Source organism: Massilia aerilata, from assembly GCF_042656905.1.
GTDB lineage: Bacteria > Pseudomonadota > Gammaproteobacteria > Burkholderiales > Burkholderiaceae_D > Telluria > Telluria aerilata.
This window is the reverse complement of sequence record NZ_JBHSMZ010000004.1, coordinates 660,227-673,823: the sequence shown is the minus strand read 5'-3', so window position 1 is coordinate 673,823 and position 13,597 is coordinate 660,227. Positions and strand designations below refer to the sequence as shown.

The 13,597-nt window shown below is 62.7% G+C and carries 10 protein-coding genes and 2 tRNA genes; 1 reads left to right on the top strand and 11 read right to left on the bottom strand.

What is annotated here, in order from left to right; translation table 11 throughout:
- Positions 1 to 79: 79 nt before the first annotated feature.
- The 8 genes from ACFPO9_RS07915 to ACFPO9_RS07880 form a co-directional block, all read right to left on the bottom strand.
- On the bottom strand, positions 80 to 1,681 hold the full coding sequence (locus ACFPO9_RS07915) for a response regulator (RefSeq protein WP_379769194.1): 1,602 nt from the start codon (positions 1,679 to 1,681) through the stop codon (positions 80 to 82).
- A 158-nt stretch (positions 1,682 to 1,839) separates the two neighbouring features.
- Positions 1,840 to 2,181, bottom strand: coding sequence for a hypothetical protein (locus ACFPO9_RS07910; protein WP_379769192.1), 342 nt, complete (start codon positions 2,179 to 2,181; stop codon positions 1,840 to 1,842).
- 29 nt (positions 2,182 to 2,210) lie between these two features.
- Positions 2,211 to 3,617, bottom strand: a complete 1,407-nt coding sequence (locus ACFPO9_RS07905) for an MFS transporter (RefSeq protein ID WP_379769189.1) — start codon at positions 3,615 to 3,617, stop codon at positions 2,211 to 2,213.
- Positions 3,618 to 4,271: 654 nt separating this feature from the next.
- Positions 4,272 to 4,580: a hypothetical protein gene (locus ACFPO9_RS07900; RefSeq protein WP_379769186.1), complete on the bottom strand. Its 309-nt coding sequence runs from the start codon at positions 4,578 to 4,580 to the stop codon at positions 4,272 to 4,274.
- 21 nt (positions 4,581 to 4,601) lie between these two features.
- Positions 4,602 to 4,880: a PAAR domain-containing protein gene (locus ACFPO9_RS07895; protein WP_379769184.1), complete on the bottom strand. Its 279-nt coding sequence runs from the start codon at positions 4,878 to 4,880 to the stop codon at positions 4,602 to 4,604.
- Between the two features lie 26 nt (positions 4,881 to 4,906).
- Positions 4,907 to 5,935 (bottom strand): SEL1-like repeat protein, encoded by a 1,029-nt coding sequence (locus tag ACFPO9_RS07890; protein WP_379769182.1) that lies wholly within the window; start codon positions 5,933 to 5,935, stop codon positions 4,907 to 4,909.
- A gap of 1 nt (position 5,936) precedes the next feature.
- Entirely contained in the window at positions 5,937 to 7,892 is a 1,956-nt protein-coding gene (locus ACFPO9_RS07885; protein ID WP_379769180.1) for a phospholipase D-like domain-containing protein, read from the bottom strand.
- A gap of 15 nt (positions 7,893 to 7,907) precedes the next feature.
- Positions 7,908 to 10,724 carry a type VI secretion system Vgr family protein gene (locus ACFPO9_RS07880; protein WP_379769178.1) on the bottom strand — a complete coding sequence of 939 codons (2,817 nt, stop codon included), beginning with the start codon at positions 10,722 to 10,724 and terminating at the stop codon, positions 7,908 to 7,910.
- A 172-nt stretch (positions 10,725 to 10,896) separates the two neighbouring features.
- Here ACFPO9_RS07880 and ACFPO9_RS07875 point away from each other — a divergent pair, with 172 nt between their 5' ends.
- Positions 10,897 to 12,105, top strand: coding sequence for an AcrVA2 family anti-CRISPR protein (locus tag ACFPO9_RS07875; RefSeq protein ID WP_379769176.1), 1,209 nt, complete (start codon positions 10,897 to 10,899; stop codon positions 12,103 to 12,105).
- A 70-nt stretch (positions 12,106 to 12,175) separates the two neighbouring features.
- On the opposite strand, the gene ACFPO9_RS07870 is transcribed toward ACFPO9_RS07875, so the two are convergent.
- The 3 genes from ACFPO9_RS07870 to ACFPO9_RS07860 form a co-directional block, all read right to left on the bottom strand.
- Positions 12,176 to 12,251: transfer RNA gene (locus ACFPO9_RS07870), tRNA-Asn, on the bottom strand.
- 13 nt (positions 12,252 to 12,264) lie between these two features.
- Complete coding sequence (locus ACFPO9_RS07865) at positions 12,265 to 13,383, bottom strand: acyl-CoA dehydrogenase family protein (protein WP_379769173.1); 1,119 nt, start codon at positions 13,381 to 13,383, stop codon at positions 12,265 to 12,267.
- A gap of 55 nt (positions 13,384 to 13,438) precedes the next feature.
- A tRNA-Asn gene (locus ACFPO9_RS07860) sits at positions 13,439 to 13,514 on the bottom strand.
- Between the last annotated feature and the right edge of the window lie 83 nt (positions 13,515 to 13,597).

The following is a 13,597-nucleotide window of genomic DNA, read 5'->3' as shown; positions in this document are numbered from 1 at the left end:
TAAAATGACGACCAGGTAGTGTTACCCATGTCTCTAGACATGTGTTACCTATGTCTCTGTGCTATACAGAGAGCCCACCCTACGGCCGGCGTCGCAAGAGATGCCGGATCCGCGCGCTGAGCGCGTCCGGATGGTAGGGCTTCTGCAGCAAATTGACGTTCGCCTCCATCTTCCCCTCGTGCGCCAGCACGCCTTCCGCATAGCCCGAGGTGTACAGGATCTGCGCCCGCGGCAGTAGCGCGCGCACCGTTTCTCCCAGCTGCAGGCTGCTGACCGGTCCCGGCATGATGACATCGCTGAAGACCAGGTCGATCTGCTCGCCGCTTTCGACGATTCCCTTCGCCACCGCCGCATCCGGCGCTTCCAGCACGCGGTAGCCGAGCGCCGACAGGATGCCGCAGGTGGCGCCGCGCACGTCTTCCTCGTCCTCGACCACCAGGATGGTCTCCGGCCCGCCCAGCAGCGGCGCCGCGGCCACGTCCTCGGCCTGGGCCGGTTCGCCCTCGCTGCGCGGCAGATAGATGCGCACGCTGGTGCCCTTGCCCGCCTCGCTCTTCAGGACGATCTCGCCGCCCGACTGCTTCACGAAGCCATAGGCCATCGACAGGCCCAGGCCCGTCCCCTGCCCGGTCGGCTTGGTGGTGAAGAAGGGCTCAAAGGCGCGCTCGAGCACCTCGGGCGGCATGCCGTGGCCGGTGTCCGCGACCTCGATCATCACGTAGCGGCCGGCCGGCAGCGAGGGCGGCAGCAGCGCGCCGTCCGGCCCGACGTTGGCGGCGCGGATGTTCAGCGTGCCGCTGCCGGCCATGGCGTCGCGCGCATTGATGGCCAGGTTCAGCAGCACGTTGTTCAGCTGGTTCGGATCGACCAGGGTGCTGCCCAGGCGGTGTTCGATCTCGGTGACGACGCGGGCGCGCGGGCCGAGCACGCGGCGCATCATGTCGTCCATCTCGCGCAGCAGGTGGCCGGGATTGATCACCACCGCCTGCAGCGGCTGACGGCGGGCGAAGGCCAGCAGGTGCGAGGACAGCTTGGCGCCGCGCTCGACCCCGGACAGGGCGACGTCGACGCGGGCGCGGCCGGCATCGTTCAAGCCGCCGACCAGCTTCAGGAGCTGCAGGTTGCCGCCGATGATCTGCAGGACGTTGTTGAAGTCGTGGGCCACGCCGCCGGTCAGTTGGCCGATCGCTTCCATCTTCTGGGCCTGGAACAGGGCCGACTGGCTGGCCGCCAGCTGCTCCTGGCTGAGACGCAGCGAGACGAAGGCGTCGTCGCGCTGGCGCCGCGCGATGAAGGCGTCGCTGTGGTAGCGCACGCGCGCCACCAGCTCGCGCGGATCCGGCCACTTCACCAGGTAGTCGTTGGCGCCGACGGCGAAGGCCTTGGCCTTGATGTCGGGGTCGTCCTCGGACGACAGGACGATCACGGGGATGTGCTCGGTGTCCTTGTCGGCGCGCAGGCGGCGCGTCACTTCCAGGCCGTCGATTTCCGGCATGCGCATGTCCACCAGCACCACCGTGGCGCCGATGTCCTTCGCCAGTTCGACCGCCATCGCCGGATCGCTGGCATAGCGCAGCGTATGCGGGGCACAGGCTTTCAGGCCATGCGTGATGATGTCTTCGGCAAAGGACTCGTCGTCGATGAGGAGAACGGAACAGCGGCTGGAATAGTCTTGGGTCATTGCAAAGCGGTGAGATGGAGGGGGCGAACCGAATTGCAAAATTGGAAGACTTAATTTTACACCCAAGAATAATCGCCAGGCATCAATTCTTACAAGGAAGCGCTGATTTTTTGACGATTTTGCGTGATCGTCGGCGAAAAGATTGTAAATACCTCTCTTCAGCGCCGCTTCTTTTTGTTTGACGTGAAAGTACGAGTGTAAAATCCCGGCGCTTTGCCGGCGACCCAGGCAATGAAGGCGCGGATGTCTTCATGGCCCTGCAGGGCTTCCCAGGTATGATAGGCGCGCAGCAGCTCTTTTTCCGACAGGGTCGCGTGGATCTTCCGGTGGCAGACCTTGTGGATCGCGAACTGTTCCCTGCCCTTGAGCGATTGGGGGACCAGGTGGTGGCGGTCGATGTTTTCGAGGCCCAGCGGGCGGCCGCACAAGGGGCACGGCGCGTCTTCGGTGGAGGCCGTGGACGGCTCGGGAGGATCGGGGATGCGGGAGCGGCGCGCCATCCTCCGCATATCGAGGCGGGCGCCGCGGTTTAAAGATGGATTTCAGGCGCAGCCACCGCCAGCCGCGAAAAACTCGCAATGCTGGCCACCGCCGCAAACGCCGCCGCAATCGCGATCGCGTACCAGGTGCCGCGCAGGTGGAACATGGTCAGGCAGAAGGCCACCAGCGCCGCCCCGGTCGACTGCCCGATCAGGCGCGCGGTCGCCACCATGCCGCTGGCGCTGCCGCTGCGCGAGGCCGGCGCGCTGCCCATGATCGCCTTGACGTTGGGCGCCTGGAAGAAGCCGAAGCCGAGGCCGCACACCGCCATGCGCCAGCCGATATCGAAGGCCGAGGGATTGCCCGGCATGCCCAGCAGCAGGGCCAGCCCGGCCGCCAGGATCATCAGCCCCACGCCGCCCAGCAGGCCGGGCGAATAACGGTCGCTGAGGCGCCCCGCCACCGGCGCCATGACGCCGACCATGACCGGCCAGGGCGTCAGCAGGAAGCCGGTCTCCACCGCCGAGCGGCCCAGTTGGCTCTCGAAGTAGAACGGCAGCGCGACGAAGGCCAGCGCCTGCGCCGCGAAGGTGCAGATCGCGGTCAGCGTCGACAGGGTGAACAGCGGCAGCCGGAACAGGTCCACCGGCAGCAGCGGCGCCGGGTGGCCCTTCTGGCGGCGGATGAGCAGGAAAAAGAAGAACAGCGCAATCACGGCTTCCGGCAGCAGCGTGCGCATGCCGACGCGGTGCGCGGCGTCGCCCAGCGCCAGGATCGCCATGCCGAAGGCGGCCACGTTGTACAGCCCGGCCACGCCGTCGACCTTGTGGCTGGCGCGTCCCGTCTCCGGCAGCGCCTTGCGGGCCACGAAGAAGCCGAGGATGCCGGGGATGACGTTGATCCCGAACAGCCACTCCCACGACGAGACGCTCAGGATGATCGAGGCCAGGCTCGGTCCGAGCGCAAAGCCGATCGCCACCACCAGCGCGTTGTTGCCGAAGCCGCGCCCGTGCATCCGGGTCGGATACACGCTGCGGATCAGGGCCGAGTTCACGCCCATCAGCGCGCTCGCGCCCAGGCCCTGGAACAGGCGCCCGACGATCAGCACCGGCAGCGACCACGCCAGCGCACAGGCCAGCGAAGCCGCGGTGAAGATGGCCATCCCGGTGATGTACACGCGCTTGTAGCCGATGGTCTCGCCCAGCGCCGCGATCGGCAGCAGGGTCGCGACCATCGCGAGCTGGTAGGCGTTGACGATCCAGACCGAATCCGCCGGGCTGGCGTGCAGTTGCCGGGCCATGGCCGGCAGCGCGGTGTTGGCGATGGCGGTGTCGAGGGCGGACATGCCGACGCCAAGCGAAAGGGCGAGCACGGCCCAGATCAGCTGGCTGCCTGAGAGTCCATCCAGCAAGGTCGCAGGCTTCTCGTAAGTACTTGTATTGACTGGGGATTGCATGCTCGGCCTGCGACAAAAGACCGATTATAGGAGGCTTTGCCGAGGTCTGCCGGGCGAGCCCCGATTACTTAGGGCGCAGATGCTGCCGGCTGCCCGGACCGGTTTTGGCGGCGCCTGGCCGGCTCCTGGAAGATGCGTATTGCGAAATCGCGCGGAAGGGGCCGCTCGGCAAGCTCCTCTGCCGCGTGCGAGCGGACTTCAGCGGACGGGGAGTAGCACACGGCGTGGATCAGCAAGGCAGTCTTGTAGTCGCGGCGTCTGTTCATGATGTGCTCCCGAATGATTTTTCTTACTGCTGAGTATATGCATTCGCGCCTGGAGTGGCGCACTCATGGGTTAGCCGGATTCGGGTCATGCGGTATGGATGAAAAACAAAAAGGCCACTTCGATGAAGTGGCCTTTTCTGTATTCTGGCTCCCCGACCTGGACTCGAACCAGGGACCTGCGGATTAACAGTCGCCGGGATGGAAATTATTTATTAATCAATGACTTGCAACGCTTACCAAAGGCGATAACCAGTCATAGCCAAGTGGAGGAATTTTAACTTATCAGGAGTCACGTCACAAGTACGTCACATGCTGATTCTGGTGAACGCTGGCGTGACTACTCCTGGCCTGTAATGATGGCGTTACATATCGACTGCCGGCGGGGCAACTACTTGCCTGTTCGATCTTCACCTTCACTCTTACCGAGCGAAACGGCATGGTCCATCATTTGCCCGAACATAACAAGTCCTTCGTTCAAGGCTGTTGCCTCTTGTTCCAAAGGCACTCCTTCGGCCGCAATATTCTTCAGATTGCGCACGTACCTCGTCTTGAGTGCGGCAAACCCGGCTTCATCCAGCTGTCCTCCAGCGTTAATATGTCGAATGATCTGAGTGACCAAATCTTTCATGCTGAGGGCCGCACTTCCCAAGATCAAGGCATTCGTTTCGAGCCCGGTGACGTATTCTTTAACGGACATGGCATTACCTCTGCATGGCTTTCAACCGACCGTCGCCGGCAAGCTGCCGATCAGCTTGCAGCCACATTCCGTTGTGCATCCCTCGACCGCCACAGGCACGCCGTTGACAGTAAGTGAACTGTGGCCCGTAGTGATCTTATTTACTCCATGAGGTTTGCCGCCAGGATAGGACTGCGGGCAGTCGACCTGATCCCCGATTCGAGCGATGGCTTTCCCTCTAATGTCGTGACTGGGCGAGCCGCTGATGACGGTTCCACCGTGATCAGTTTTGTCTCCGACTGTAATGATTTTCAATGACATTTGGCTCTCCGTTGGAGTCGATGACGTCAGTAGGTCGGCGGGCCGTCTGGTTCGGGCTCGATTACGTCCTGCACTCCCTGCCATGCCGGCAGCTCCGCTGGAGGCAGCGGCAGCACTTGGTCGAGGCGAGTCAGTTTCAGATCGGGATTGAGGTCCAGTGCGTCCGAGATTTGGTCGTACCGGCTCTTGCGCTCAGGGTCAGGCAGGATATTTAGTTGTTTAAGCGCATTCTGGTCTTGCTTGTCGAGCGAACCCCAGGCTTTACGGTCGAAGAAAAACATCATCACTACTGCGGAGAGCTTGTGGCCAAATTTCACCCCTGCTTGGTAGTACTCTAGTGCTGCAGCGAAGTTCTTGCGAAGTTTGGCAGTCATTCCAAGATCGTAGGCCGCTGGACCGTGCCCCTGTCTATACGCGCACATCACCATTTCTTGCTCGGCATCGCGGCGCTCAACCTTCAGATAGGCGCTCGCCAAGGCCATCTGCGCGTCCGGACTGCCGAGCTCCGCCGCCTTCCGGTAATACGCCCATGCAATCTGTTCATCCTGCGCAGCGCCGCCATAGCCGTGCTCGTGGGCGACGCCGAGATCGTAGTAGCCCCAGGCCTGGCCAACGGCGACAGCTTCTCGCAGGATCGCGACCAATTTATCCGCGTCGGGATCGAGCACGTGGTTCTTGTCGAGCGGACCGAGGCCGTGCCGGTAGAAGTAGGCCATTAATGCGCGCGCACCCCAGTCTCCCTGGTTCGCTGCGGTCTGGACGTCGTGAAAAATACTGATGAGTTCTTCGCGCGTGAACTGCCATTCGATCTTGCTGCGCCACAGCTTGCGGGCATTGATGTAGAGCCGGTAGGCCGCCGGGTCGCGGGTTTTCGGCATCGTGTCCTTCCAGCGTCCGCAAGTCGGAACCGGCCCGTTGACGTCGAAGGCCTGCAAGCCAGGGGGCATTGTGTGCATCTTCACATACTCCAGATGTTGTTGTAAGAAGTAGGTGCCGGTCGCGATCGCGACCACCGCACCAGCTATCAAGATCCAGCGGGGTATTGGGCGCCGCATGTCAGATCACCGGCGAGCCGGGTTGCCTATCAACGTGGAACGTGGCGATCTGGCCTATCAGGGGTTCGCGATTCGCCATTGCTTTCGTGTTGTCTTGCATCAGCGTCAACCATTGATTAAATGTCTCTTTCATGTCGGCAAACTGCGCCGGCCCCTCATCATTGGTGCATTGCTTGAATAGCTTCCTGCGCAATTCAAATGCCACATCCTTGGCCTGGCTGAGCAGGTTCAGCTCGCTGTCCAAAGCCATGCTGCGCACGTTCAGGTTGGCGGACCCGACCGTGAACGCCGCATCGTCGACGATCGCCACCTTGGCGTGGATATACGTCTCTTCGTAGTCGTTCGCAGACTTCGGCTGCGGGGAGCCAGTCCACATCGACGCCATGAGCGCCCTGATGCCGCGCCTTTCCAGCTCCGACGCCGTGATCGGCATCTTCGCCTTGCCGCGCCTGGCCTTTGCTGCCGCTTCCTCATGCTCGACCTTCATGGTTTCGCTGTTGCCGAGCTGGATGGCAACGTCATAAGTCGCGAGGTCCATGCCATCGGTCTCGGGCGTCGAGGTCAGGATGAACACGTAGATGGGTTTCGTGAAGCCCGCGTCGCGCAGCTTCTCCGCGCACTTCATCAGGTGCTCGGCCCAGTCCTCGTACTGGATGTACTGGTTCTGGATGAAGATGTATTTCTGGGCGAGGCGCGTCAGGTTGGCATAGCATTCCTTGATCGATTTTTCCTTGTACGCCGGGTAGGTGCGCATCAGTTGCGCGCTGTGCTGGCCGTCGCGCAGGATGAAGTCGGCAGCTTTGAGGTGCTGCCTGCTTTGCACAAGAGCGGGCGCTTTCTCCGGCGTCTTGTCGATCGCTTTGGCCACGGCGAGTGCCGCCTTCACCACCAGGCCCGGCGGCGTCATCCAGAGCGCGTTGAACAAGGTCGAGGTAGCCTGCTCGGACTCGGCCCATCCATAACAGAAATTGTGGTTCATGTCGTACAGAACCGGGCCGCGCACGCGCAGCGAGACGTCTTGATAGGGTTTCGCAGTAAAGGCGTATTTCTTCACGAATTCAGCGATGCGCTGAGCCCTTCGTTGCGACGGCCGCTCGGGCAGGCCCGAGAACGCTTGTACTTGTCGGTCGTACAAGTCCGCCGCTTCGTCCCAAGCGGTATCTGCCTGGCTGACCGCATTGGCCGGATTTTTCTTGTAGAGCGTTTCACGGCGCGAGCACTGGAAGCGATGCCCGACTGTGTCCCAGAAGTCTGTCGTCGAATTGTGCCCCATCACGTAGCCGACAGCGCGGTCCGGCGTTTCGTAATCGATCAGGATCATCTTTTGATGATGGGTGGGGTAGATGGCCCCGACTTTTCCTTTGGCGCCAGTCTTGTAGTTCTCACCCGCGAGCGCCGGCAACACAAGCCCGAGCGCGACTTCACGCGTATGCAGCACGATATTCGGCACCTTCCCCGCCAGGACTTCATCGAACCATTCGCGGTTGTATTGGTCGTGCGTTTCGCCGAAATAGCCGGCGTACCCGCCAATCGTCGGAATACGGCAGCCATACAATCCCGGATTGTTTTTTTGCAGGGCATAGGACGCCGCATTGTCATGCCAAAGCAGCAGGCGGACAGTGACCGGGTTATCCTTCCGGGTTGCGATTTGCTTGAGCAGGTCGCCGTAACGAATGCCGTCGTCGGGCCTGCTGTTACGGACCAGCGCCATGCCTGGATCGAAGCCCCAGGTGATGATGTCCACGCTGTGCTGAGCCTTGACGAGATCGTCCTGGATGCTGCCGAATACCGCCTCGCCACAAACGAGGGGCTTGATCTCGCAGGCGTGACGCGGCGGGTAGGTGCCATGCTTGCTCGTCCTGACCCACCAGGGCTCGGACAGGCATTGGTAGGGGCCGACTTCCTTGTTGTAGCAGAGCTTCTGGTGGTAGAGCCCTGCATTCTCGTCCATACTCATGTGCGTCCTTTGCAGTCAGGTCCGGTCACTGGACCGTGGGTTGGCATCGATCCGGTCCTGGTCCAGGGATACCGCGTCCTCGGACAGGAATCCTCCCGGATTCTCGTAGCCGTGGTAGCCCACGCCCGCGTTGATCTCGTGCTGTTCGGCGTAGTTGCTCGGCGCGATGTCGAAAGACTGGCCGGTCGGGAATTCGACTTTGTAGCCCGCCGCAGCGTCGAGCTCGTGCGCGAACCGGATGTTTCCCTTGTCGTCGACTTGGCCTTGCTCGACCAACGCACCATCCTTGAACAGTTTGAAGGGCAAGCCGGCGCTGATCCGTCCAGCGGCCTCGGCGTGGCTGCCGATGTACAGCGCAGCGCGGCCCTTGCGCATTACCTCGGTCACAGGCGGCATGGCGATGGCCATCTCCATGTTCTTCGCGTCGACCAGGCTGTGGTGCGCGGCGTGCGAGACGAAGGTGCCATTGGTGCCGTGCTCGATGCCACCGGCAGTAAATTTGGCATAGCTGCCGCCGCCATTGATCACGACTTCCTCTTTGGCGCTGATCGTGATCCGGTTGGCGGTGTGCGTGATTTCCAGCTTCGCCAGCAGCTTGATGCTGTCGGACAGTGCTTGTACGTCGATGTCGCCGGCTGCGGCCACCATCTTCATGCCAGCCTTCTGGACGAACAGCCGGAAGGCCTGGCGGACGCTGGCAAAGAAATTCATGCCGGCGGCTAGGGAAAGGCTTTTTCCAGTTGTGACGGCCGTGTGGCGGTCGCTGGCAATGTGCGTGTCGCCTGCGGTCGTTGTCGCGATGCCGGCGGGACTTGCCATGACCAGATGCGGTTTCCCGAGCTCGGGGAAGCTGCCGGCTTTCGACGCTACGCCCCCGATCGCGTCGTTCTGTGCCTGCAAGACGGAAGCGACGTCATCCTGGTTGTCGCCTGCCTCCTGCGCACCATTCTTTTGCGCGATCTCCGCCAGCAGTTGATGCTGTTCCGTGGCGAGCGCCAGGCGACGCGCCGTCTCGTCCAGATCCTTGACCGGGCCGCGTGCTGCTTGTCTCGCCTCGGTCGTGATCAACATACCTTGGGCGGCGCGTGCAACTCCATGGCCATCAGTGCGCAGCTCCCATCCTTCGCCGCGCTCATCCCTACGCCCACTAGTGTCCTCAATGCGAGTGATGCGCCCAAGCGACAACTGGCTGCACTGATGATCGCTCTTCAGCTGCGCCTGGATCTTCCCCGGCGTATCGTCCAGTACCAGATGATTGCCGCGCCCGCTCGCTTCGCCCGCCTGCAGCTCCCGGCTGCGCAGACCGCTCAGGGCCTGCTGCTCCGGCAACTGCCACGGGGGCATGTGCGTGTAGTTGTACAGCACACCAAGAATCAGCGGATGGTCGATGTTCCCGTTGACGAAGACTACCCCCACTTCCTCGCCCACCCGTGGCAGGCGGATATTCCCGAACTCGACGCCGGCACCGGGCGACATCACGCGCACCCAGGCCGAGCTGTTCTCGTCGCGCTTGCCCAGCCGGTCCCAGTGGAACTGGATCTTGACCCGCCCATAGCCGTCGGTATGGATCTCGGCGCCGGCCGGCCCGACCACGATGGCGGTCTGGATGCCGTGACAGGTGCAGGGCTGGCTGTTGTAGTGCCGTCCCGGGCGCCACTGGATGTCCCGGCGCACGCAGCGGAAGCTGTTCTCGTAGTGCGATGGCGCGCCCGGCCCGGCCTGGTAGTTATTGCTGGCTTCGTGGTCGACGGAGAGGATCAAGTAGTCGCGGTTGCGGATGCTGGGCTTGGCCGGCTCGCCGCGCTTGGGTACGCGCAGCTCGGCGCTGAAGTGGTCGGCAAGCTTGAAGCACCGGCCCGGCTGGGCGGTGCGGTCGTTGCCGCGCGCTTCGAAAGTCTGCGTGTTCGCATCAAGCTCGCCCATGCGCTGCTGCGCGAGGCGTTCGCCGTTGTCGTGCGTGCGGAAACCGTAGGCGCCCGTGTCTTCGTAGATTTCGTAAGGGTAGACGTCGCCCTGCTTGTTGAGCGACTCGGCGGTCGAGCGCTGCGCGACCGGGTTCTTGTAGTCGAAGCTGACCAGGGTCGTCTGGCCGGAGCCGAGGCGGCGCATCGGAATCCATTCGCGGATGCCGTCGTCTTCGAGCGAGCCGGCCTTGTCGCGGAACGGGATCTCTCCGGAATCGTCAATGCCGGTCGAGTCGATGGGCTGGGCGAGCGTGCTCCTGTCCCTGAGAAAGAGCGTGTGCCCGTCGGCCCGGTGCTCGTAGTAATAGTGCAGCCCGAGCTCTTCCCAGCGCCGGTGCAAGTGGTTGTAGTCGGTCTCGTCGTACTGGTTGGCGCAGGTCAGCCGGGGATACTCTTCGACGATGACTGGATGCCAGTCGTTCTGGCGGTAATGGGCAAAGGTGAGCTCGGTGATGTCGATGACACTCTTGCCAAGGAACGAACGGTTGTCCTTGCGCAGCTTGGTGAAGGCTAGCCAGGGCTCAAGCACCATGTGGTAGAACGCGAAGCCGCCATCAGCGCGCAGGAAACGGAATTCGGTGACGTAGCCGTTGAAGTAGCGCAGCGAGCCGTCTTCGCGCACGAGCGAGATCGTGACCATCCTGGCCATCATCGCCTTCAGGGGAATCTGCGTGTCATCCGACAGCACTTCCAGCAGGATTTTGAAGCATCGAGACACTGCCTCGGTTACTTTCAGCTTGTTCGGCAAGAGGATGGCGTCCGGGCCATCCTTGCGTGGAAAGTCGAGCCGCATCAGGCGCTTGTGCTGCGATTCGCCGCTGAATGCGGACCGCGCGGCACCCGCCGCGATTGCCTGGCTTTCACCCATTAATGCCTCCGTCGGCCCTTGGCCTTAGCACATGTGGAAAAAATGTCCAGCGGACACGTTACCCGGAGGCTGCCATGCCGAATTTGAACAGAATCAATATGTTTCTCTGCGCTATCTCTAGAGTCGTCATGGAAGCAGGTTCATGAGAACAATTGAATGGGTAGAACAGCCAATGGCGAACAACCTGAAAAGGCGTGGGGAAACGACTGCCGACAGCACGGCGGCACGGATGCCGGGCTGGCAGCCGCTGTCGTCGGAAAAGAACGTTAACGACGTCACCGCGGCCGTGGACTGCAGCGATGTGACGGCGCTGTTCGGCAGGCCGTTTCCAGTCCAGTTTCGTCACCAGGGCGCAATCGCCGCCTGGACACGCGCGCTCGATGGCAGCGAGCTCTGGCGTCACTGGCAAGATCCGGGCACGCTCTGCCGGGATATCAGGCAAGCGGTTTCCCGGCAGGTGGAACTCATCTACCCCTCGTTTATGGTCCGGCAAGAAGAAAGCCAGAGGGCGGCGCAGACCCGGCGGATACTTGAGGCCGTCGTCAGCACGAACCTGAAATACCATTTGAACAAGGGAACGGTGATCGAGGCCACGCCGGCGCTGGAAACGCTGCTGACGAATTCGGACGTGGACCTTGGCCTGCCGATGAGCTTCGTGGCGCCGCCGTATCAGACCCAGTACCTGCGCTTCGGAGAAGCGGCGATGCGCTACCTGAAGGTGCCGGGCGTGGACGTCCCCGACTGTGTCTTCGACGGCGTCTTTTGCTTCTTCAGCCCGGACGCCGCATGTAGCACCGAGGGGCAACCACTCTGGATGCTGGAACTTTTCTTCATTGTCAAACGCCAGGACATCCATAAGGCTCACATCGAACTGGCAGGCGAGACCGACAGGGGAAACGTGACGCTCGGCGAATGGTTGGACAAGGGGCTGGCCGAGGGTGCTGGACCATCCTTCGCTGCCTACCGTCGAGAGGTGAACGCGGCCGTCAGCTATGTGGTGAAGGTGTTCCTGTACATGACGCTGAAGCAGGCGCGCGTGATGGAATATCCTGCATACGACGCAGCGCTGCGCCGCGCCGCCGGCCTGGGTGAACGCAAACGCGCCAAGCTGCTGCAGAGAGCCGCGACCCTGTACAACAGTATCGTTGTCGGCCCAGACACCTTGCCGCCGAGCCCCACGGTTGATGGCGCGGGAAGCGGCATGGCGCCACACTGGCGGCGCGGGCATTTCAGGATGCAGCCGTTTGGCACCGGCAATCAGCAGCGCAAACACATCTTCGTCGCGCCCGCCCTGATTCACGCGGAGCAGTTGCAAGGCGAGGTGCCGGCGCCGAAACCGTATCGGGCCGGTCCGCCTGCGGTAATTGAAGGTCAGCGTTAAGGATCTGACACACGCGCTGCGCCGAAAATGAAAAAGGAGCTCATATCGCTATGAGCTCCTCCTCGTATTCTGGCTCCCCGACCTGGACTCGAACCAGGGACCTGCGGATTAACAGTCCGTCGCTCTACCGACTGAGCTATCAGGGAATTGAGACTCGAATTATAACGGCTCAGTTGCAGTTTGACCAGAGCACGCGAATGGCAGCAGCAAGGCGTGCTGCGAGGCCGTGTGGAAGTCGCGCCAGACGCGGTTGACCGGACTGTCCTCGCGCGCCGCGTACAGGCCGCAGTAGGGGTACAACGCATCGACGGCGCGGCGTGATGCGTTCACCCATTCCATGGCCAGCGCCTGCATCTGCGCGGCGTCTTCCTCGCTGACCGCTGCGCCTTCGGCCACCTGCGCCCAGGTCGCATCCAGTCGCGCATAAAAGCGCTCGCGCACGCCGGCCAGCGCCGAACGTGCGCCGTCGAGCGCCGCACGCACGGCCGGCACCTCGATCAGCGGCTCACCCTGCCCGCCGAAGCGATTCCGCCGATGTCCGATGCATTCCTCCGCCAGCGCGACGAAGTGATGCGCCATCCCCGCCACGTTGGCCGCCAGCGTCACGAAGGCAAACGCCAGGAAAGGAAAGCGGTACAGCGGACCGTCCGAGCAAGCCCGCGCCGGATCGATCTCGAAACCATGGTCCGCGTGCACCCATTTCCCGGACACGCGGTAGGCATGCGAGGCCGTCGCGCGCAGGCCGATGCTGCGCCAGCGCGGCACGATCTCCACCAGCGCGGCCGGCACCACGAAGGCCTGGATGCGCGGCTCGCCCGCAGCATCCAGCAGGGGCTGGCCATTCTCGCGCAGCATCGCGTTGAAGGTGAAGTGCGTGGCCATCGGTGCGCCGCTGGCGTAGTCCCACAGGCCATCGATGCGCCAGCCCTCTCCTTCGCGGTCGGCGTAGCCGGTCGGTGCGCCGCTGCCGGCCAGGCAGACCTTCGGCGTCGCCAGGATCTCGCGCGCGAGCCGCGGCGCCAGGAAGCCGCCGAACCAGCCGGCGCCGGCGCACAGGGTCACGGTCCAGCCCATGCTGCCGTCGACGCGGGCGATGGACTCTTCGAGCCGCACGACTTCCGGCAGCGGCAGTTCGAAGCCGCCGACGGCGCGCGGGGCCAGCATGCGCAGCCAGCCGCGGTCAATGATCAGGGCTTGCTGCGCCGGATGCAGCCAGCCTTCCAGATCAGCGTCAAACGCATGGTCGGCGATCAGTGCGGCGTCATTCGAGGAGAGCATAGGCATGGTCTGGAATAGCAAAAGGCCGCTTCGATGAAGCGGCCTTTCTTGATTCTGGCTCCCCGACCTGGACTCGAACCAGGGACCTGCGGATTAACAGTCCGTCGCTCTACCGACTGAGCTATCAGGGAATTGAGGCTCGCATTATAACCGCTGGGAGCGATCCGGCAAGTTTTTTTTGGGTTTGCTATAGTCGCAAGTCTCCCAGCACGCT

Excerpts from the sequence above, each read along its gene's own strand:
- ACFPO9_RS07915 (WP_379769194.1), bottom strand. The coding sequence starts at position 1,681 with ATGACCCAAGACTATTCCAGCCGCTGTTCCGTTCTCCTCATCGACGAC.
- ACFPO9_RS07910 (WP_379769192.1), bottom strand. The coding sequence starts at position 2,181 with ATGGCGCGCCGCTCCCGCATCCCCGATCCTCCCGAGCCGTCCACGGCC.
- ACFPO9_RS07905 (WP_379769189.1), bottom strand. The coding sequence starts at position 3,617 with ATGCAATCCCCAGTCAATACAAGTACTTACGAGAAGCCTGCGACCTTG.
- ACFPO9_RS07900 (WP_379769186.1), bottom strand. The coding sequence starts at position 4,580 with ATGTCCGTTAAAGAATACGTCACCGGGCTCGAAACGAATGCCTTGATC.
- ACFPO9_RS07895 (WP_379769184.1), bottom strand. The coding sequence starts at position 4,880 with ATGTCATTGAAAATCATTACAGTCGGAGACAAAACTGATCACGGTGGA.
- ACFPO9_RS07890 (WP_379769182.1), bottom strand. The coding sequence starts at position 5,935 with ATGCGGCGCCCAATACCCCGCTGGATCTTGATAGCTGGTGCGGTGGTC.
- ACFPO9_RS07885 (WP_379769180.1), bottom strand. The coding sequence starts at position 7,892 with ATGAGTATGGACGAGAATGCAGGGCTCTACCACCAGAAGCTCTGCTAC.
- ACFPO9_RS07880 (WP_379769178.1), bottom strand. The coding sequence starts at position 10,724 with ATGGGTGAAAGCCAGGCAATCGCGGCGGGTGCCGCGCGGTCCGCATTC.
- ACFPO9_RS07875 (WP_379769176.1), top strand. The coding sequence starts at position 10,897 with ATGGCGAACAACCTGAAAAGGCGTGGGGAAACGACTGCCGACAGCACG.
- ACFPO9_RS07865 (WP_379769173.1), bottom strand. The coding sequence starts at position 13,383 with ATGCTCTCCTCGAATGACGCCGCACTGATCGCCGACCATGCGTTTGAC.